At 60.2% G+C, this 20,371-nt stretch carries 20 protein-coding genes; 11 read left to right on the top strand and 9 right to left on the bottom strand.

The annotated features are described in order from the left end of the window. Positions 1-25: 25 nt before the first annotated feature. Genes grxC through GS612_RS16980 form a run of 3 tightly spaced genes read left to right on the top strand, consistent with a single transcriptional unit; the run spans position 26 to position 1,566 of the window. Positions 26-283 (top strand): glutaredoxin 3, encoded by a 258-nt coding sequence (gene grxC, locus GS612_RS16990; protein ID WP_152459773.1) that lies wholly within the window; start codon positions 26-28, stop codon positions 281-283. Continuing rightward, complete coding sequence (locus tag GS612_RS16985) at positions 283-1,113, top strand: carbon-nitrogen hydrolase family protein (protein ID WP_171641940.1); 831 nt, start codon at positions 283-285, stop codon at positions 1,111-1,113. Before grxC ends, GS612_RS16985 begins: the two co-directional genes overlap by 1 nt. Before the next feature lie 12 nt (positions 1,114-1,125). Next, entirely contained in the window at positions 1,126-1,566 is a 441-nt protein-coding gene (locus GS612_RS16980; RefSeq protein WP_171641938.1) for a MarR family winged helix-turn-helix transcriptional regulator, read from the top strand. A 395-nt stretch (positions 1,567-1,961) separates the two neighbouring features. On the opposite strand, the gene ubiG is transcribed toward GS612_RS16980, so the two are convergent. Further along, positions 1,962-2,708, bottom strand: coding sequence for a bifunctional 2-polyprenyl-6-hydroxyphenol methylase/3-demethylubiquinol 3-O-methyltransferase UbiG (ubiG, locus tag GS612_RS16975; protein WP_171641936.1), 747 nt, complete (start codon positions 2,706-2,708; stop codon positions 1,962-1,964). Between the two features lie 48 nt (positions 2,709-2,756). Between ubiG and pip the strand changes: the two genes are divergently transcribed. The 6 genes from pip (at position 2,757) to infB (ending at position 10,051) form a co-directional block, all read left to right on the top strand. Next, positions 2,757-3,734 (top strand): prolyl aminopeptidase, encoded by a 978-nt coding sequence (gene pip / locus GS612_RS16970; RefSeq protein ID WP_171641934.1) that lies wholly within the window; start codon positions 2,757-2,759, stop codon positions 3,732-3,734. Beyond that, the gene (locus GS612_RS16965; RefSeq protein WP_171641932.1) at positions 3,731-4,552 is read left to right on the top strand and encodes an ABC transporter substrate-binding protein; all 822 of its coding nucleotides are present in this window, start codon (positions 3,731-3,733) and stop codon (positions 4,550-4,552) included. The genes pip and GS612_RS16965 overlap by 4 nt, the downstream gene beginning before the upstream one ends. A gap of 160 nt (positions 4,553-4,712) precedes the next feature. Then, positions 4,713-5,303, top strand: coding sequence for a ribosome maturation factor RimP (gene rimP / locus GS612_RS16960; RefSeq protein ID WP_152459779.1), 591 nt, complete (start codon positions 4,713-4,715; stop codon positions 5,301-5,303). Beyond that, the gene (gene nusA, locus GS612_RS16955) at positions 5,303-6,922 is read left to right on the top strand and encodes a transcription termination factor NusA (RefSeq protein WP_152459780.1); all 1,620 of its coding nucleotides are present in this window, start codon (positions 5,303-5,305) and stop codon (positions 6,920-6,922) included. The genes rimP and nusA overlap by 1 nt, the downstream gene beginning before the upstream one ends. Positions 6,923-6,944: 22 nt before the next feature. Then, the gene (locus GS612_RS16950; protein ID WP_171171767.1) at positions 6,945-7,568 is read left to right on the top strand and encodes an RNA-binding protein; all 624 of its coding nucleotides are present in this window, start codon (positions 6,945-6,947) and stop codon (positions 7,566-7,568) included. An 8-nt stretch (positions 7,569-7,576) separates the two neighbouring features. After that, entirely contained in the window at positions 7,577-10,051 is a 2,475-nt protein-coding gene (gene infB, locus GS612_RS16945; RefSeq protein ID WP_171641930.1) for a translation initiation factor IF-2, read from the top strand. Between the two features lie 69 nt (positions 10,052-10,120). Here infB and GS612_RS16940 read toward each other — a convergent pair whose 3' ends face one another. From GS612_RS16940 to GS612_RS16915, 6 genes are all read right to left on the bottom strand, one after another. Then, entirely contained in the window at positions 10,121-10,948 is an 828-nt protein-coding gene (locus GS612_RS16940; protein WP_171641928.1) for an alpha/beta hydrolase, read from the bottom strand. A 3-nt stretch (positions 10,949-10,951) separates the two neighbouring features. After that, positions 10,952-11,836, bottom strand: coding sequence for a tryptophan 2,3-dioxygenase (locus GS612_RS16935; RefSeq protein ID WP_171641926.1), 885 nt, complete (start codon positions 11,834-11,836; stop codon positions 10,952-10,954). A gap of 64 nt (positions 11,837-11,900) precedes the next feature. After that, positions 11,901-12,929: an L-threonine 3-dehydrogenase gene (tdh, locus tag GS612_RS16930; protein WP_171206431.1), complete on the bottom strand. Its 1,029-nt coding sequence runs from the start codon at positions 12,927-12,929 to the stop codon at positions 11,901-11,903. Positions 12,930-12,948: 19 nt separating this feature from the next. Then, the gene (locus tag GS612_RS16925) at positions 12,949-13,899 is read right to left on the bottom strand and encodes a PLP-dependent cysteine synthase family protein (RefSeq protein ID WP_171641923.1); all 951 of its coding nucleotides are present in this window, start codon (positions 13,897-13,899) and stop codon (positions 12,949-12,951) included. Continuing rightward, positions 13,896-15,083 (bottom strand): glycine C-acetyltransferase, encoded by a 1,188-nt coding sequence (locus GS612_RS16920; protein WP_171641921.1) that lies wholly within the window; start codon positions 15,081-15,083, stop codon positions 13,896-13,898. The genes GS612_RS16925 and GS612_RS16920 overlap by 4 nt, the downstream gene beginning before the upstream one ends. A 110-nt stretch (positions 15,084-15,193) precedes the next feature. Further along, entirely contained in the window at positions 15,194-15,757 is a 564-nt protein-coding gene (locus GS612_RS16915; RefSeq protein WP_171641919.1) for a helix-turn-helix domain-containing protein, read from the bottom strand. Between the two features lie 116 nt (positions 15,758-15,873). On the opposite strand from GS612_RS16915, the gene GS612_RS16910 reads away from it, so the two are divergent. Then, positions 15,874-17,049, top strand: coding sequence for an acetyl-CoA C-acyltransferase family protein (locus tag GS612_RS16910; protein ID WP_171641917.1), 1,176 nt, complete (start codon positions 15,874-15,876; stop codon positions 17,047-17,049). 96 nt (positions 17,050-17,145) lie between these two features. Here the strand turns inward: GS612_RS16910 and ubiB are convergent, their stop codons facing one another. Beyond that, positions 17,146-18,675 (bottom strand): 2-polyprenylphenol 6-hydroxylase, encoded by a 1,530-nt coding sequence (ubiB, locus tag GS612_RS16905; RefSeq protein ID WP_171641916.1) that lies wholly within the window; start codon positions 18,673-18,675, stop codon positions 17,146-17,148. A gap of 3 nt (positions 18,676-18,678) precedes the next feature. Beyond that, entirely contained in the window at positions 18,679-19,431 is a 753-nt protein-coding gene (ubiE, locus tag GS612_RS16900) for a bifunctional demethylmenaquinone methyltransferase/2-methoxy-6-polyprenyl-1,4-benzoquinol methylase UbiE (protein WP_171641914.1), read from the bottom strand. An 86-nt stretch (positions 19,432-19,517) separates the two neighbouring features. Between ubiE and mutM the strand changes: the two genes are divergently transcribed. Then, a complete protein-coding gene (gene mutM, locus GS612_RS16895; RefSeq protein ID WP_171641912.1) occupies positions 19,518-20,369 on the top strand; it encodes a bifunctional DNA-formamidopyrimidine glycosylase/DNA-(apurinic or apyrimidinic site) lyase in 852 nt (283 codons plus the stop codon). The last annotated feature ends 2 nt before the right edge of the window (positions 20,370-20,371 follow it).

The following is a 20,371-nucleotide window of genomic DNA, read 5'->3' as shown; positions in this document are numbered from 1 at the left end:
GCACGAAACCCAAAGGGACCGGAACATGAAGCCCGTAGAAATCTATACCTCGCCGCTCTGTGGTTTTTGCCACGCGGCCAAACGTCTGCTGAAGCAGAAAGGCGTTGAGTTCAAGGAAGTTGACATTCTGATGCACCCCAAACGCAAGCCCGAGATGATCCAGCGTGCAGGTGGCAAACGCACCGTGCCTCAGATTTTCATCGGGACACAGCATGTGGGCGGCTGCGACGACCTTTACGAGCTGGAGCGGCAAGGCAAGCTTGACCGTCTGCTTGCGGCCTGATGAAGACCGCGCTGCTGCAAATCACCTCGTCGGATGATCCGGTCGAAAACCTGGACATGGTGCGCGCCATGGCGGACGACGCGGCAGGGCAGGGCGCGCGGTTCATCCTGACGCCAGAGGTCACGAATTGCGTGTCAAACAGTACGACGCGGCAAAACGAGGTTCTTCAGCACGAAGAAGACGACATCACCTTGGCCGGCCTGCGGGCTCAGGCCGCCCGACTGGGCGTGTGGGTGTTGATCGGGTCACTGGGGATCAAGACTCATGACGCTGACGGGCGGTTTGCGAACCGGTCTTTCATGATCGATCCGCAAGGTCGGATCGTGGCGCGTTACGACAAGATCCATATGTTCGACGTGCAGGTCACCGAGACCGAGACGTTCCGCGAATCAAAGAACTACCGCCCCGGCGAAAAGGCGGTCATAGCCGAAACTGATTTTGGCAAGGTGGGTTTGACCATCTGTTATGACATCCGGTTTCCGTACCTGCATGCGGCTTTGGCGCAGGCAGGCGCGCGAATCCTGACCGTTCCGGCAGCGTTTTCACCTGTTACGGGCGCCGCGCATTGGGAATCGCTGTTGCGGGCCCGGGCGATTGAGACAGGCTGTTGGGTCTTGGCCCCCGCGCAAACGGGTGAACACCCATCAACGCGCGGAAAGACGCGTTTTACCCATGGGCACAGCATGGTCGTCGACCCCTGGGGAAAGGTGCTGATCGACGCAGGTACCGATCCGGGCATTCACATTTTCGATCTGGATGATAGTTCTGTGTCAGAGGCACGCCGCCGCGTGCCGTCGTTGACACACACCCGGTCTTTCACCGGACCCTGACAGAACTGGACAATGACGGAAGACACCAACGCCCTTGCGGTCACGCTGTTCAGCGAGATCCTGACCGCGGATCAGTTGTTGCGCAACCGGCTCAGCCGGGTGCTGCCCAAGGGTATGGAAATTTCGCATTTCTCGGTGCTGAATCATCTGGTTTTCGTCGGGGACGAGCGTAGCCCGGCGCAACTGGCCAATACATTCCACGTGACCCGTGGCGCGATGACCAATACTTTGGCCAAGCTGGAATGGGCCGGGTACATCCACATCCGCCCCGACTGGGACGACGCCCGCCGCAAGATGGTCGCCATCAGCCCCGCCGGCCGTCGCGCGCGTGATCAGGCGATTTCCTCGATTGCCCCCCTGATCAACCGCGTGGTCGGAGAACTGGGGCTGGAGCGCGTCCGCAGCACGCTGCCGGTGCTGCGGGATCTGCGCATGCAGTTGGAGGGGGAGTAGGGGGCTGAGTTCCCCCGCACCAGCATTCTGCTCTTGTGGGCGAAAAACGGCTTTTGCTTCAGTCCTTGGGCTCATAGCTGTTGCGAATAGGGCAACCTTGAACTTTCCAAAGAGAGTAAACCCCGAGATTCCTCCATAGGAGTTCGCAAGCTAAACACATCACCATAAACATTGGTTTCATCAACGTGATGAAGAGAGGAGCCAATAATAAAGCAGTTATCGGTATTGGAATTCCCGCAATTTCTTCAATCGCAAGCATGAATACGCTAATCGCAATGAGCGCAAAACATATGCATGCGAGGCCCAACACGCTTCCGATGAGCGGGTTTCGATCATAGAGCGGAAGAAACCACCTAATTGTCCAGTTACTTATCTTTCTCATTGTTGTGTCGAATTCACCCCGGCTTCACGCTCGCCGTCACGTAATTCACGCTCAGATCCCGGTCCGAGATCGACCAGTTCCACAGGATCGGGTTGAAGACGAACCCTTTGCGGTCCACCGGGTCCAGCCCGGCCTGACGCAGCAGGTCGAACAGCTCGTCCGGCGTGATGAACTTGTTCCATTCATGCGTTCCGCGCGGCAGCCAGCGCATGACGACCTCGGCCCCGAAAATCGCCATGGCGTAAGACTTCGGGTTGCGGTTGATGGTTGAACAAATCTCCAACCCGCCGGGTTTGAGCAAGTGACGCGTGGCGGTCAGATAGGACAGGGGATCAGCCACGTGTTCCACCACTTCCATGTTCAGCACAACATCGAATTGCTCACCGGCAGCGGCCATGTCCTCGGCCGTGGTATGGCGATAGTCGATCGTCAGACCGGATTGTTCCGCGTGAATGCGCGCCACGGGCAGGTTGCCTTCGGCCGCGTCGGCGCCCACAACGTCGGCCCCAAGACGCGCCATCGGTTCGCTCAGCAGCCCGCCGCCGCAGCCGATATCCAGCAGGCGCAGGCCTTCGAACGGCACAGGCGACTTTAGGTCGCGATCGAATTCTCCGGCGATCTGCTGCGTTATATAGTCCAGCCGGCACGGGTTAAGCATGTGCAATGGCTTGAATTTCCCGTGCGGGTCCCACCATTCGGCGGCCATCGCCTCGAATTTTGCAATCTCGGACGGGTCCACCGTGTTCGGATGCGCTTGCATTCCTGTCTCCGTGTGCTCTTTTACGCTTAAGGACTATATAGGGCCATAATGGACAAGTACCCGGACCAAAAGCGCGCAGTTCAATATCTGTACCCGCCGATCGACCCTTTCGACCAGCGGATGGTCGATATGGGCGATGGGCACCGTATCTACGTGGAACAATGCGGAAATCCTGACGGCATACCCGTCGTGATCCTGCACGGGGGGCCGGGTGGTGGGTGCAGCCCGGCCATGAGGCGATACTTCGATCCACGGGCCTACAGGGTGATTCTGTTTGACCAGCGCGGATGTGGCCGGTCGCGCCCCACCGCCTCGGTCGAGGACAACACGACGTGGCATCTGGTGGCCGACATAGAGCGGCTGCGCAAACTCTTCGAGATCGAAGAATGGATCGCTTTTGGCGGAAGCTGGGGGGCGACTCTGGCGTTGATCTATGCCCAGACCCATCCCGATCGCGTCAGCCGGTTGGTGTTGCGCGGAGTGTTTCTGGCGACTCAGGCCGAGCTTGACTGGTTTTACGGCGGCGGCGCCGGGCGGTTCTGGCCCGAGCAATGGCAGAAATTCACCTCACTGCTGCCAGAAGTTGAGCTTGAGGACACCATTGCCGCCTATAACAAACGTCTGTTTTCGGGCGACCGTGCGACAGAGATCCTGTACGCGCGGGCCTGGTCGCATTGGGAAAACGCGCTGGCCTCGATCCACACCAACGGATCGGTTGGCGAAAGCCCCGGCGAATACGCGCGCACCTTTGCGCGGCTCGAGAATCACTATTTCACCAACAAGGCGTTTCTGGAAACGGACGGGCAGATTCTGGAACAGATGGACCGGATCGCGCATATTCCCGGCCATATCGTGCAGGGGCGCTATGACATGATCTGCCCGCCGCAGGCCGCCTGGTCGCTGGCGGAACGCTGGCCGAATGCCGAACTGAAGATGGTTCGTCAGGCGGGGCACGCCCTGTCCGAGCCGGGCATCAGCGCGGAACTGGTGCGAATCATGGACCGTGTGGCGGAGGGTGTCGCATGACCCGCATCGATCGCCGTGCTCTCTTTGCCTCTGGTGCCGCTGCCGCATTGCTGGCGGCGACAGGAGCATCCCTTGCCGGTACGCCCAAGAAAGGCGGGACATTGCGTCTGGCCGTTCCGCGCGATGACAGCCTCGAGCAAGTGGCGCGTGGGGCCGTTTTCGACACAATGACCGAAATCGCCCCGGATGGTACGTTGCGCGGTGAGCTTGCGACCGGATGGCAAACCGACGCTGAAGCACGGGTCTGGAACTTTGATCTGCGTGATGACGCGGTCTTTCACGATGACGAACCGTTGCAGATTGCTGATGTCATGGCCGTTCTGGCCGAAATCGGAAGGCCCGAGGCGCTTGCCCCCAACCGCCTGCGGCTTGAACTTGCCGAGGCAAATCCCGGATTGCCTTTCCTGTTGGCCGACAGCCGCTTTGTTGTTGCGCGCGCCGGTGAAACCGTATCCCCGTTGCGCAAGGCCAACGGCACCGGCTGCTATCGTGTCGAACGGGCAGAAGATGGCCGCCATTTTCTGGGCCGCCGTGTCGAGGGGCATTACAAAGATGGTCAGGCCGGATGGGCTGACGCGTTTGAGGTCATTGTAATCCCGGACCCCGCCGTGCGGGCCGAGGCGCTGCGGGACGGGTATGTCGATATCGCGGCGCTTCCGGATCGGGCCGGAATGCGAGGCACACGCGGTGTCCGGTTCCACCCCTCCGAGGCCGACATGGCCCTTGCCGTATCGGATGCTGTCGGGATGCCGCGGCAGATTGCCGGGAACGGTGCGCTGGACGATGGCCGCATCGCCGAACGGTGGTGGATGGTGTAAATCCGAATGCGAATCCCTCTGGGGGTTGCAGACTCGGGCCATCCTGCGTATATGCAGTTTCAACAGCGGCGCGTTGGACTTCTGGTCCAAGGCTCCACCGGAAAATTCGACGGGCCGCGCGCCCGTTTTTTTGTGCCCGACTGACAGGGTAGAGTACCAGATGACAAACGACCTGATAGCAAAAGCTGCCATTGACCGGCGACTGGCCGAGATCATCACGCCCGTGATCGAGGATCTGGGGTATGAGCTGGTCCGCATCCGCCTGATGAGCGGCAAGCAGACCACGCTTCAGATCATGGCCGACAAGCCCGATGGCGGTATCGAAGTGGATGATTGCGCCGAAATTTCCAACGCGGTCAGCGCCACGCTGGATGTCGAGGATCCGATCCTTGATGCCTATACGCTTGAGGTGTCCAGCCCCGGTATCGACCGCCCTCTGACCCGTCTGAAGGATTTCGAGACCTTCGAAGGGTATGAGGCCAAGATCGAGACCGCCGAACTGATTGACGGCCGCCGACGCTTCAAGGGCGAATTGGCCGGGATCGAAGGGGACGAGGTTCTGATCAACATCCCCGAGGGGGATGAAACCATCACCATTGGTCTGCAATTCGACTGGCTGAGTGATGCCAAGCTGGTCCTGACCGATGACCTGATCAAGGAAATGCTGCGCCAGCGCAAGGATGCCGGCGCCCTGAACGAAAACGCTTTCGACGAGATTGAGACCGAAGGGTCCGAAGAGGAGACGAACTGATGGCAATCACCTCAGCAAACCAGCTGGAGCTGTTGCAGACCGCCGAGGCCGTGGCCCGCGAAAAGATGATCGACCCCGGCCTGGTCGTCGAAGCGATGGAGGAATCGCTCGCCCGTGCCGCCAAGAGCCGCTACGGCGCCGAGATGGACATCCGCGTCAGCATCGACCGCAAGACCGGCAAGGCGACTTTCACCCGTGTTCGCACGGTGGTCGAAGATGACGAGCTTGAAAACTATCAGGCCGAAATGACCGTCGAGCAGGCCAAGCAGTACATGGAATCGCCCGAGGTTGGCGACGTCTTCGTCGAAGAGGTTCCGCCGGTTGAAATGGGTCGGATTGCGGCTCAGTCCGCCAAGCAGGTCATCCTGCAAAAAGTGCGCGAAGCCGAGCGCGACCGTCAGTACGAAGAATTCAAGGATCGTGCGGGCACCATCATCAACGGTGCGGTCAAGCGTGAAGAGTTTGGCAATGTCATCGTCGATCTGGGCGGTGCCGAGGCGGTTCTGCGCCGCAACGACAAGATCGGCCGCGAAAGCTATCGCCCGAATGACCGGGTGCGCGCATACATCAAAGAGGTTCGCCGCGAAGTGCGTGGCCATCAGATCTTCCTGTCGCGCACCGCGCCGGAATTCATGGCCGAGCTGTTCAAGATGGAAGTGCCGGAAATCTATGACGGCATCATCGAGGTCAAGGCCGTGGCCCGTGACCCCGGTTCGCGCGCCAAGATCGCTGTGATTTCCTATGATGGCTCGATCGACCCCGTCGGTGCTTGCGTGGGTATGCGCGGCAGCCGTGTTCAGGCCGTTGTGAACGAGCTTCAGGGTGAAAAGATCGACATCATTCCGTGGAACGAAGATCAACCGACTTTCCTGGTAAACGCGTTGCAGCCTGCCGAGGTCTCCAAGGTGGTTCTGGACGAAGAAGCCGGCAAGATCGAGGTCGTCGTGCCCGAAGAACAACTGTCGCTGGCCATCGGTCGCCGCGGTCAGAACGTGCGTCTGGCCAGCCAGCTGACCGGTCTGGACATCGACATCATGACCGAAGCCGAAGAATCGGCCCGCCGTCAGAAGGAATTCGAAGCCCGTACCAAACTGTTCATGGACAGCCTGGATCTGGACGAATTCTTTGCTCAGCTGCTGGTCTCGGAAGGCTTCACCAACCTCGAAGAGGTTGCCTATGTCGAGATCGAGGAACTGCTGGTCATTGACGGCGTTGACGAAGGTACCGCGCAGGAACTGCAAACCCGCGCCCGCGAATTCCTGGAAGCACAGGCCAAGGCGGCACTGGATGCGGCGCGTGAATTGGGCGCCGAGGACAGTCTCATTGAATTCGAAGGTCTGACACCCCAGATGGTAGAGGCGCTGGCCAGGGACGACGTGAAGACTCTGGAAGACTTTGCAACTTGCGCCGACTGGGAACTGGCCGGTGGCTGGACGACCGTCGATGGTGAGCGTGTCAAGGATGACGGTGTATTGGAGCCTTTCGGCGTAACGCTGGAAGAGGCGCAAGATATGGTCATGACGGCGCGTATCCTGCTGGGTTGGGTTGATCCGGCCGAGCTGGAACAGGCGGAAGAAGACGCCGACGGCGACGCAGCAGACGAGGAGGTCGAGGCCTGATCTCGGGCTTCGGGTGGCGTGTATGAGTCGCGGTGGCGCCCATAAGGATCGGTCCGACGGACCCGAGCGCAAGTGCATCGCCACGGGCGAGGTGCAGCCCAAATTCGGGTTGATCCGCTTTGTGACGGGGCCGGACGGTCAGGTTTTTCCGGATGTCGCGGCGAAATTGCCCGGGCGGGGGGTCTATGTGGCGGCGGATCGTGCCGCCCTGGACAAGGCCGTTGGCAAGAAACTGTTTGCGCGGGGGTTCAAGGCGCAGGTGTCTGTGCCCAAGGACCTGGCGGAAAAGGTTGAACAGCAGATCGCGCGCCGCGTTGTCGAGCTGCTCAGCCTGGCGCGCAAGTCCGGCGACGCGGTCGCCGGGTATGAAAAGGTCAAGACGTGGCTGGACCGGGAAGAGGCGCAGGTGCTGATTCAGGCCGCTGATGGATCGGGGCGCGGCAAGTCCAAACTGAGCACGCCGCACTTCGGGAAATACATAGGTTGGCTGACGGCAGACGAATTAGGACAGGCATTTGGGCGCCAAACGGTGATTCATGCGGCCTTGGCCTCTGGCGGACTCGCCAAACGTGTTGTAGAGGAAGCGCAGCGCCTGCGTGGCTTGCGCGAAACGGATGACGGCGGCAGGGGCCGCGCGGAAGGGTAAGTAGCTTTATGAGCGATAATGACGGCAAAAAGACATTGGGTCTTCGTGGCGGGGCACGCCCCGGAAATGTGAAACAGAGTTTCAGCCACGGACGCACCAAGAATGTCGTGGTGGAAACCAAACGCAAGCGCGTGGTGGTCCCCAAGCCGGGTGCGACCAAACCGGGCGGTGGCGCTGCGCCATCGGGTGATCCTTCGCGTCGTCCTGCAGGTATTTCCGACGCCGAAATGGCGCGCCGGATGAAGGCATTGCAGGCTGCCAAGGCTCGTGAAGCCGAAGAGGCCGCAGCCCGTGAGGCAGCCGAAAAGGCGCGCGAAGAAGAGCGCGCCCGCCGTCGTGCCGAGCAAGAGGCCAAGGAACGTGAACAGCGAGAAGCTGAAGAACGTGCCCGCGCCAAGGCCGAAGAGGAAGAGCGCAAGCGCAAAGAGGCAGAAGAAGCTGCCAAACGTGCTGCAGCAGCGCCTGCACCGGAAGAGCCCAAAGCGGCGCGCAGCCCGGCAAGTAAACCAGCGCCAGCAGCCGCACCGCGCAAGCAGGAGCGCGAACGCGAACAGCGTGGTCGTGGCAAAGGGCGTGACGACAATCGCCGTTCGGGCAAGCTGACTCTGGGTCAGGCCACCGGTGGCGAAGGCAACCGTCAGCGTTCGATGGCCGCGATGAAGCGTAAGCAAGAGCGCGCGCGTCAAAAAGCCATGGGTGGTGCCGTTGAACGGGAAAAGGTGATCCGCGACGTACAGCTGCCCGAGGCGATCATGGTCTCGGAACTGGCCAACCGTATGGCCGAGCGTGTGGCTGACGTGGTCAAATCGCTGATGCAGATGGGCATGATGGTCACGCAGAACCAGACCATCGACGCAGACACCGCGGAACTGATCATCGAAGAATTTGGCCACAAGGTCACTCGCGTATCCGATTCGGATGTTGAAGACGTCATCAAAGAGGTCGAAGACAGCGAAGACGATCTGCAGCCGCGTCCGCCGGTCATCACCATCATGGGTCACGTTGACCACGGCAAGACCTCGCTGTTGGACGCAATCCGCGACGCGCGCGTTGTGGCGGGTGAGGCCGGTGGCATCACCCAACATATCGGCGCGTATCAGGTGAAAACCGATGGCGGCACCACGCTGACCTTCCTCGACACTCCGGGCCACGCGGCGTTTACGTCGATGCGCTCGCGCGGCGCTCAGGTTACGGATATCGTGGTTCTGGTCGTCGCGGCTGACGACGCAGTGATGCCGCAGACGATCGAAGCGATCAACCACGCAAAAGCGGCCGAAGTACCGATGATCGTGGCGATCAACAAGGTCGACAAGCCCGATGCAAACCCGGACAAGGTGCGCACCGATCTGCTGCAACACGAAGTGATCGTTGAGAAAATGTCCGGTGACGTCCAGGATGTCGAAGTGTCCGCAATCACGGGTCAGGGTCTGGACGAATTGCTGGAAGCCATCGCGCTTCAGGCCGAGATTCTGGAACTGAAAGCAAACCCGAACCGCGCCGCCCAAGGTGCCGTGATCGAGGCGCAGCTGGACGTGGGTCGTGGCCCGGTTGCCACGGTTCTGGTTCAGAACGGCACGCTGCGTCAGGGCGATATCTTCGTTGTAGGTGAGCAGTACGGTAAGGTCCGTGCGCTGATCAATGACAAGGGTGAGCGCGTCAAGGAAGCTGGCCCCTCGGTTCCGGTCGAGGTTCTGGGCCTGAACGGTACGCCCGAAGCGGGCGACGTTCTGAACGTGACCGAGACCGAAGCGCAGGCCCGTGAAATCGCCGCTTATCGCGAACAGGCCGCCAAGGACAAACGCGCCGCGGCAGGTGCCGCGACCACCCTTGAACAGCTGATGCAGAAGGCCAAGGAAGACGAGAACGTGGCCGAGCTGCCGATCCTCGTCAAAGCCGATGTGCAGGGTTCTGCCGAAGCTATCGTTCAGGCGATGGAAAAGATAGGCAACGACGAAGTGCGCGTGCGCGTGCTGCACTCGGGCGTGGGTGCGATCACCGAGACGGATGTTGGTCTGGCGGAAGCCTCCGGCGCGCCGGTCTTTGGCTTCAACGTCCGTGCCAACGCATCGGCGCGGAACACGGCGAACCAAAAGGGTGTCGAGATCCGCTATTACTCGGTGATCTATGACCTAGTCGACGACGTGAAAGCGGCCGCGTCCGGCCTGCTGAGCGCCGAGATCCGCGAAAAGTTCATCGGCTATGCCGAGATCCGCGAAGTCTTCAAGGTTACCGGTGTCGGCAAGGTTGCCGGGTGTCTGGTGACCGAAGGTGTTGCCCGCCGTTCGGCAGGCGTTCGCCTGCTGCGCGACAACGTGGTGATTCACGAAGGCACGCTGAAGACGCTGAAGCGCTTCAAAGACGAAGTGGCCGAGGTCCAGTCGGGTCAGGAATGTGGTATGGCGTTCGAAAACTACGACGATATCCGCCAAGGCGACGTGATCGAGATCTTCGAGCGCGAAGAAGTTACCCGCACCCTGGATTGATCCCAAGCGGGATGGACACAAAAAAAACAGCGGCACCGATCGGGCCGCTGTTTTTGTTTGAAAAATGCCTCATTGCGTGTCGAGCAGGAATGTCCCGGAATGCAGGATGATGTCGAAATGGTGCATTCCGGGTTTCAAGGCAAAGCTGACCGAGTGCCCGGCCTTGCGCAGCCGTTCCGCATAGTCGCGGCTTTGACGAATGAATTCGCCGGTGTCCCGTTCCCCCACTGAAACATGATAGCGGGGGCCCGGTGGGGGCAGGTTGCGGATCGGGGACAGATCGTTCACTTCAACCGGGGTCAGGTGCAGCGGATCATTCACGGATGTCAAACTGATGGGTTCCAGATCATAAACACCGCTGATCAGAAGCACGTCACGCACACGCAGCCCGGCGCGGGCCAATGCGCCGGCCGAGGTCGCCATGACCATGCTAGCCAGATGAGCGCCGGCACTGTGCCCTGACAAGGTGATCCGCGTCGGGTCGAATCCCAGTGCCTCGGCCTGTGACGCAAGCCACAGAAGGGCGTCGCGGCATTCGTCGACCATTTGATCCAGCCGCGCATCCGGGGCAAGCGTGTAGTTCAAGGTGGCAAAGGATTGCTCGGCTTCGATCAGCGCCGGGGCCATCATGGCCGATTCGCGCTGGCTGAGATCCTGCCAATACCCACCGTGAACAAAGACATGCAACGGGGCGCCGGCCCCCTTCGCGGGAAAGAAATCCAGCACCTGGGCCGGGGCGTCGCCATAGGCCAGGTTGGCCTGAACGGGCAGCTCGGCACGGGCTTGCGCACTCAGTGTTTGATAGCTGGCCAGATAAGGGGTCAGGTCGCCACCGATCATCGAACTGGGAGAGTATTCCCGCTCCAGTTCGGCTTGTGAAAATCCGCGATACAGCATGGCTCAGCCCTGCCCGTTGTACATCAGTTCCGTCCGCACATCATAGAGGTCATGAAAGAACCGCAACTCAAGTGCTTTTCGCAAGAAAGCCACGCCGCTGGAACCTCCGGTACCGGGTTGCATTCCGATCACACGTTCAACCGCAGTGGCGTGGTCAAAGCGCCAGCGTTGAAACAGGCTTTCCACATCCATGAGCTTTTCGGCCAGCGCATACAGATCCCAATACTTGTCCGTGTTGCGGAACACGTCGACCCAGATCTGAACCACGCGCGGATCACCGGAATAGGGTTCCGAGTAGTCCCGCTCGATCAAGTCCCTTGGAACGTCGAACCCCTGTCGGGCCAGCATGTGCAACACCTCGTCATACAGGGACGGTTTGGTCAGGGCGGCGTTCAGCATCTCCATCACCTCGGGGTCATGCTCGTGCACTTTCAGGGTCGAGGCATCCTTGTTGCCCAGAATGAACTCGATCTGCCTGTACCCATAGCTTTGAAACCCGGAAGAGTTGCCGAGGGCCTGCCGAAACGTCATATAGTCGGCCGGCGTCATGGTCAGCAGGGTTTCCCAGGCCGCAATCAATTGCCGTTGAATGGCCTTGATGCGGTCGAGGTTTTTCATGGCGGGTCCGAATTCGTCTTGTTGCAGGAACCGACGCACCTCGACCAGTTGGTGATGCATCAGTTTCAGCCACAGCTCACTGACCTGATGAATGATGATGAACAGCATCTCGTCGGGTTGTGCGGGGTCCTGAAAGGTTTTTTGCAGGTTCAGCAGCGTCTTCAGTTGCAGGAAGTCGCCATAGCTTTTGCGGTGCGTTTCGGCGAAATCAGTGACTAGGGTGTCTTCGACCCCCCGTTGCAACAGACGATCGTCTTTGTTCTCGCCCATCTCATGCCTCCCTTGTGCAAGTTCTGCACCTGTCTAGGGGCTGAACTTGCAACTTTCCAGCGCGTTAGGTCCAGTCCAGAACAACCTTGCCGGACAGGCCTGATTTCATCGCGGAAAACCCTTTGGCGAAATCATCAACCGCAAAGCGGTGCGTGATCACGCGGGACACATCCAGACCGTTTTGCAGCATGGCGATCATCTTGTACCACGTCTCGAACATCTCACGCCCATAGACCCCCTTGATCGTGATCGCCTTGAACACGATGCGCGACCAGTCGACCGGAGATTTGCCCGGAGGAATCCCCAGCAACGCGATCTTTCCACCCATCACCAACGCTTCGACCATCTGGTCCAGGGCGGCTTGCGAGCCGGACATTTCAAGCCCGACATCGAATCCTTCTTTCATCCCAAGCTCGGCGATGACGTCCTGCAAGTCCTCGGTGGATACATCGACAGTCCGCACCGAGGGAACCACATGTTCGGCCAGTTTCAATCGGTCTGCGTTGATGTCGGTGATGACCACGTTACGTGCACCCGCGTGACGAGCGACGGCAGCGGCCATGATGCCGATGGGGCCCGCACCCGTGATCAGAACGTCCTCGCCCAGCAAATCAAAGCTGAGGGCAGTATGCACCGCATTGCCCAGCGGATCGAGGATGGCCCCGATCTCATCCGGTATGTCGTCGGGCAAGGGAACCACGTTGAAGGCAGGCAGTTTCAGGTATTCGGCAAATGCGCCCTGTTCGTTCACTCCAATGCCCCGGGTTCCCGGATCCAGGTGAAACTTTCCGGCGCGGCTCTGACGGCTGTCGGTGGTGATCAGATGGCCCTCGCCCGAGCATCGCTGGCCGATTTCAAGCCCTGTCACGTTGCGCCCGATCTCGACGATCTCTCCGGCAAACTCATGGCCAGTGATCATCGGAACCGGCACGGTATGAGACGCCCATTCATCCCAGTTCCAGATATGGATGTCGGTGCCGCAGATACCCGTCTTGTTGATGCGGATCAGCACATCATCGGGGCCAATTTCGGGGATCGGGGCCTGCACCATCCACAGCCCCTCTTCTGGTTTGGATTTTTCCAGTGCTTTCATTGTGTTGGGTCGCATGCAGTTACTCCCACAAATCGGTCGACAGGTATTTCAAGCCGCTGTCACACATGACGATTGCGACACAGCCGCCTTCCTCGGGACCGCGAAGCAGTTCAATTGCCGCAGCAAGGTTCGCGCCTGCCGAGTAGCCGGCGAATATCCCCTCGGTGCGGGCCAGAAGCCGGGCACAATCCCGCGCGGCCTTTCCCGAAACAGCAAGGTGTCCGGCCAATTGGGTGTCCTTCAGATGCACCAGATCACCCATGGCGTAACCACCGCCCTGAATGGGGTGATCCGGGATCGAAACTGGTTCACCGGCCAATGCGCGTGCGCCTTCGGGTTCTATGGCATAACACCGTACGCCGTGCCGGTTCAGATACTCTGCCGCCCCGGCCAGCGTTCCGCCCGATCCTGCAAAGTCGCAGAATGCCGTGACGGCGCCTTCGGATTGCGCCCAGATCTCGGGCCCGGTCCCGGTTTCGTGGGCCTTGGGGTTGCCCGAATGACCAAATTGATCCGCACGAAACGCGTTGCGTGCGGTCGTGATGCGTTTCGCCTCGACATCGACCAGTTCAAGATCGGCCCCAGAGACTTCGCCGGGTTTGCTGCCGGGGGCCTGGGGGACGATCACCACCTCGGCGCCCAACGCGCGCATCATGCGGGCGCGTTCGACCGAGTTCCCCGCGCTCATGACTGCCACGAACGGGTGCCCCATAATGCCGCAGACAATCGCCAGGCCGGTGCCCATGTTGCCTGAGGTCAGCTCGACCACCGTCTGCCCCGGTGACAAAGTCCCGTATGCGCGCGCCGTTTCGATGATGGACTTCGCCGCGCGGTCCTTTTTCGAAAATCCCGGCAGCAAATAGTCAAGCTTGGCGATGATACGCCCGTTCAGCTTCTGCTGGGCACACACGCGCGACAGTTCGACCATGGGGGTGTCGCCGATCACATCGATGACCGATGGAAGGATCATTCGATGACCCCCAGCTCTTTGCCGACCTTGCCAAATGCGGACAGGGCGCGGTCCAGTTCATCCCTGGTCAGAGCCGCATTCATCTGCGTTCTGATCCGCGCTTGCCCGCGTGGGACGACCGGAAAGAAGAAGCCCGAAACATAGACGCCTTCGTCGAACAGCCGTGACGCCATGTCTTGTGCCAGCGTCGCCTCACCCAGCATCACCGGGATGATCGGGTGTTCCCCGGGCAGCAGGTCAAAGCCAAGCTTTTCCAGCCCGGCGCGCCAATATTTGGCGTTGCCGAAGAGTTGCGCGCGCAGCATGTCGCCTTCTTCGACCAGACGGATCGCCTCCAACCCGGCAGCGACGATCGAGGGCGGCAGCGAGTTTGAGAACAGATAGGGCCGCGCCCGCTGCCGCAGCAGGTCGATCACTGGCTGCGGCCCGGCGATATAGCCGCCGATTGCCCCCCCAAGTGCCTTGCCCAAGGTTCCCGTCAGAATGTCCACATCGACGCCGAAATGATCGGGTGTGCCGGCCCCGTTCGGCCCCATGAAGCCGGTCGCATGGCAATCGTCCACCATGACAATCGCATCGTATTTATCGGCCAGTTCCCGGATTTTCGGCAGGTTGGCAAGATAGCCGTCCATCGAAAACACGCCATCGGTGGCGATCATGATATGCCGCGCCCCGTCTTCGCGCGCCTGTTTCAGCCAGGCTTCGAGGTCGTTCATGTCGTTGTTCATGTAGCGATAGCGCTTGGCCTTGCACAGCCGCACGCCGTCGATGATCGAGGCGTGGTTCAGGCTGTCTGAAATGATGGCGTCTTCCGGTCCCAGCAGAGGTTCAAACAACCCGCCATTGGCGTCGAAACAGGCGGCAAAGAGGATGGAGTCGTCCTTGTTCAGGAAATTGGCAAGACGTTGTTCCAGTTCGCGGTGAATGTCTTGCGTACCACAGATGAACCGAACCGACGCCATGCCGAATCCTTTGGGCCCCATCGCTTGTGTCGCGGCCTCGATCAGCGCCGGGTGATCCGCCAGACCCAGATAGTTGTTGGCACAAAGGTTGATCACCTGCTTGCCGCCCACAGTGATCTCACCGCCCTGAGGCGAGGCGATCATTCGTTCACGTTTGTAAAGACCCTCAGATTCGATCTGCGCAAGTGTGTCCGTGATATGGGACAGGAATGCATCTGCCATGGCGACCTCCGTTCAACTGAGTCGCACATCTAACATAGCGGATGAAATTCCCAAATAGGGGAAATTCAATATGAAGGAAAAATATCCGTGAAGGCGGAATTTCGCGGATGTCAGGCGTTTTTTACGATCAGAAATACTCGGGCTGGCCCTTGGGCACAGATGGAATGCGCAATGTCGGCGGCGTATCGGGCCGTGTCCCCCTCGTTCAACTCGGACACCGCATTGCCTGAAGTGACTTTGACCGCGCCTTCCAGCACGGTGAGCTGTTCACGGGCACCGCGGGCGTGGGGTTGGCTGTTCAGGGCCCCGTCCTCGTCAAATTCGATATCATAGACTTCATGACCCCCGGCCTCTTCCGGTGGTGACAGGATGCGAATTCGGCAGTTCTGCCCCATATTGTCGATGCTGGGCACTTCGGAGTTTCTGAGTACCTCGATCTGGTCCGTGGCCTTTGTGCCCTCCAAGAGACCGGCGAAATCCACCTGCAAGGCGCGTGTCAGGTTCCACAAGGTCGAGATCGTCGGGCTGCTTTCGCCGCGTTCGATCTGACTGACCATGGACCGGGACACACCGCTGAGATTGGCGACCGCTTCCAGGGACAGGCCTTTGGCCCGGCGTGCCTCTTTCAGGCGGGCGGGCAGGAGGTTCAGGATATCGTCTGTGTCTTCCGTCATGACGGAATCCATGGGGGGTGCGCAACGCAATGTCAATTCCCGCCGTGACGGGACGTTTGGGGCGACAGTGCCATTCTGCGCATGCATAATGCAGCGAAATTCAGGAGGAGTAGCTCATGAGCGATATCGTTATTCTCGACGGTGCCCGCACCGCAATTGGCACCTTTGGTGGTGCGCTGGCTTCAACCGCGCCGATTGATCTGGCCACTGTCGCGACCGAAGCGGCGCTTGAGCGATCGGGGGTTGAGGGGGCGCAGATCGGGCATGTTGTGTTCGGTCATGTGATCAACACTGAACCGCGTGACATGTATCTGTCACGCGTCGCCGCCATGCAGGCGGGCATTCCCAATGGTACGCCGGCCATGAACGTGAACCGCCTGTGCGGATCGGGCGCGCAGGCGATCGTGTCAGCCGTTCAGTCCCTGATGCTGGGCGATGCTGACTTTGCGGTGGCAGGCGGAGCAGAAAGCATGTCACGCAGCCCCTATATCGTTCCGCAGGCGCGCTGGGGTGCAAAGATGGGCGACGTCACCTCGCTGGACATGATGCTGGGCGCGTTGAACTGCCCCTTCGGCACCGGACATATGGGGGTGACGGCCGAAAACGTGGCGGATGAGCATCAGATCAGCCGCGAACAGATGGATGCGTTCGCATTGGACAGCCAGACACGTGCGGCAGCGGCGATCGAGGCCGGTTACTTCGACAGCCAGATCACTCCGGTACAGGTCAAGGTCAAGCGGGACATGGTCGATTTCAAAGTCGACGAGCATCCAAAGGCGACGACCGCCGAAGCGTTGGCCGGTCTGCGCCCGGTGTTCAAGAAGGACGGGCGTGTGACAGCCGGCAACGCCTCGGGCATCAATGACGGCGCGGCGGCGATGGTGCTGGCGACAGCGGATGCGGCCGAAAGGGCCGGTTTGAAACCGAAGGCGCGTGTGATTGGTTATGCGCATGCAGGCGTGCGGCCGGAAGTCATGGGCATCGGTCCAGTTCCGGCAGTGCAAAACCTGTTGAAGAAGACGGGCCTGTCAGCGGAAGATTTCGACGTGATCGAAAGCAATGAAGCCTTCGCCGCGCAGGCTCTGGCCGTGAATCAGGAGCTTGGATTGGACGCGAGCAAGGTGAACCCCAACGGCGGTGCGATTGCGTTGGGGCATCCGGTGGGGGCCACGGGTGCGATCATCACGCTGAAAGCACTGTACGAGCTGGAACGTACCGGCGGATCCAAAGGGTTGATCACCATGTGCATCGGGGGTGGTCAGGGGATTGCCATCGCCATCGAGCGGCTCTGACCCGGAAGGGGTGCGGGGGGCTGTCTGCCCCCCCATCGCGCCAGGGCGCGATTCCCCCCGAGGATATTTGTGGCCAGATGAAGCAGGCGGGTTGGTTCAGCTGAGCGCGTTGATCAGCAAGACCAGCGCCGCACCTGCTGCGGCGCCGATCGTGGCGGGCAGAGCAAAGGACCAAAGGGTGGGCGTCTGCGGTTCGTCCTTCTGTGTCTGCGCGATCAGTGCGTTTTCGACCAGTGCCGGCAGACGCGGGCCGAAGCGGGCCAGCACCATTGCGGTTTTCCCAAAATCACGCAGGACCGCCCGCGGGCCGATGGATTGTTTGATGTAGTCTTCGACCACGGGTCGGGCGACCTCCCAGATGTTCATATGAGGATCGAGTGAGCGAGCAACGCCTTCGACGACAACCATGGTGCGTTGCAACAGGATCAGCTCGGTTCGTGTTTCCATCCCGAACCGTTCGGTCACTTCGAACAGATAGCTCAGCAACCGCCCCATGGAAATATGCGTGGCGTCCATGCCGAAGATCGGCTCGCCCACGGCACGCAGAGCGCGGGCAAACTCGTCCACGTCCTGGTTGGCGGGAACATAGCCGGCTTCGAAATGCACCTCGGCCACGCGTTTGTAATCGCGGCGGATGAAACCGAACAGGATTTCGGCATAGACCCGGCGCGTGTATTCATCGATATGCCCCATGATGCCGTAATCATAGGCTATGATGTCTCCGTTCGCGGCCACCTTCAGGTTGCCCTGGTGCATGTCGGCGTGGAAAAAGCCGTCGCGCAGGGCATGGAGAAGGAACAGGCGCAGGACACGTTCGGCCAGATCATTGCGGTTGTGACCTGCGGCATCCAGAGCATCATTGTCACCCAGCGCGATCCCGTCCGCCCAGCTGAGCGTCATGACGCGCCGCGCGGACAGCGACCATACAACGGGGGGCAGCCAGAAGCCGGTGTCGTCCTTGGTGTTGGCGGCATATTCGGAGGCCGCCGCGCTTTCCAGGCGCAGATCCAGTTCGCCGCGCACGACACCGTCGAAATGCTCGATCACCTCCACCGGTCGCAGACGGCGCGCGCCGGGGGCGAAGAGCTGGACGATCCGGGCGGCGAAATAGAACGCATCGACATCTTTGCGGAACGCGCGTTCGATCCCCGGACGCAGGACTTTCACCGCAACATCCTCGCCCGTGCTGGTCAGCTTGGCCTTGTGAACCTGCGCAATCGAGGCTGCGGCAATCGGTTCGCTGAATTCGCTGAACATGTCCGAGATCGGCTGACCCAGTTCTTTCTCGACTTCGGCCATCGCGTCGGCTTTGGAGAAAGGGGGCAGTTTGTCTTGCAGAACGCGCAGTTGCTCGGCCAGTTCATTTCCGACGACGTCAGGGCGGGTCGAGAGCACTTGCCCGAATTTGATATAGGCGGGGCCAAGCGCCGTCAGGGCGCGCGTGGCCGGTGGCATGCCGGGGTCGCCTTTGTAGCCAAGCCATTGAAAGGGTTTGCCCAATGCGTGGGCCAGAATGCGAACGGCGCGCGGGGCTTCGAACGCATCCAGTACCACGTTCATGGCGCCTGTGCGCTCGAGCGTGGCGCCTGTGCGGATCAGGCGGATGATGTTATGGGGACCACGCATGTGTCAGATCTTCCAGCCGGAATGCAGCGCGGCGATACCCATGCTCAGGTTGCGGTATTTGGCGTTTTCAAAGCCTGCTGTGCGAACCATGTTCAGGAACGTCTCCTGATCGGGGAACTTTCGGATCGATTCGACCAGGTACTGATAGCTGTCATAGTCATTGGCGATCAGTTTTCCCATGCGCGGGATGACGTTGAAGCTGTAAAGGTCATAGAGCTTTTGCAGCCCCTCATTGGGCAGCTGGCTGAATTCCAGCACCATCAGGCGGCCTCCGGGTTTCAGCACGCGGTAAGCCTCGTTCAAAGCTTCTTGCGGGCGGGTGACGTTCCGAATGCCGAACGAGATCGTGTAGACATCGAATGTATTGTCTTCGAAGGGCAGGGCCATGGCATCGCCCACGACCCAGTTCAGGCTGTCCGACATCTGATCTGCCTCGGCACGTTGCCGCCCTTCGATCAGCATCGGCTCGGTCAGGTCCAGCACTGTGGCGTGGCCGTGGCCCGCGCGCTTGAGGAACCTGAACGAGATGTCGCCCGTACCGCCTGCCACGTCCAACAGCCGCTGGCCGGGGCGTGGCGCCAGCCAGTCCATCATTGCGTCCTTCCAGACCCGGTGGATGCCCATCGACATGACGTCGTTCATCACGTCATATTTCGAGGCAACCGAGTTGAAAACGCCTTGCACGCGCCCGGCCTTTTCGGCCTCGGGGACGGTTTCGAAACCGAAATGAGTGGTCTTGTCGATGTTGTCGGACATTTGCCTTGCCGTTTGTCGATTTTCGCCTCTGTTATAGGGCCAAGAGAGGCGGGCACAATGCGGCCCTTTGAATTAGGAGCCCCGTAATGCCCGAATTACCTGAGGTCGAGACAGTAAGACGCGGCCTGAGTCCTGCCATGGAAGGGGTCGTGATTGAACGGGCTGATGTGACCCGCCCTGATCTGCGCTGGCCGTTCCCCGAACGTATGGCCGAACGGCTGACCGGGCAGCGGGTGGAACGGCTGCGGCGGCGGTCGAAATACATTCTGGCGGATCTCAGCAGCGGTGAGACGTTGCTGATCCACCTGGGTATGTCGGGGCGGATGACGGTGTCGGGTGACCCGATGGGGCAATTCGTCCATGACCATCCCGCCGCGCAAAAACATGACCATGTGGTCTTTCATATGGCCAACGGCGCGCGCATCACCTTCAACGATCCCCGCCGGTTTGGTGCGATGGACCTGTTGCAAACGGCCAACGCCGAAGATCACAAGTTGCTGTCGGTTCTGGGGCCTGAACCCTTGGGCAACGATTTTCACGACCAACACCTGATCAAGGCGTTCAAAGGCAAGAACACCCCTGTCAAATCCGCCCTGCTGGATCAGGGAATCGTTGCCGGTCTGGGCAATATCTATGTTTGCGAAGCCCTTTATCGCGGCCGAGTGTCGCCACGTCGCAAAGCCGGACAGATTTCCGCACCCCGCGTGGCGGCGCTTGTTCCGATCATCCGGCAGGTGTTGCAGGACGCTATCGAAGCCGGTGGGTCTTCGCTGCGGGATTTCCGCCAAGCCGATGGAGAACTTGGATATTTTCAGCACAAGTTTGATGTCTACGGCCGCGAGGGCGAGGCCTGCCGGACCGAAGGGTGCGGAGCGCCGATCAAGAGAATCACCCAGTCCGGTCGCTCATCCTTCTATTGCGCGCAATGCCAAAGATAGCT

Origin of the sequence: Ruegeria sp. HKCCD6157, assembly GCF_013110685.1 — a bacterium.
Lineage (GTDB): Bacteria > Pseudomonadota > Alphaproteobacteria > Rhodobacterales > Rhodobacteraceae > Ruegeria.
The sequence above is the reverse complement of the archived record's forward strand: the minus strand, read 5'-3'. Positions and strand labels throughout refer to the sequence as shown.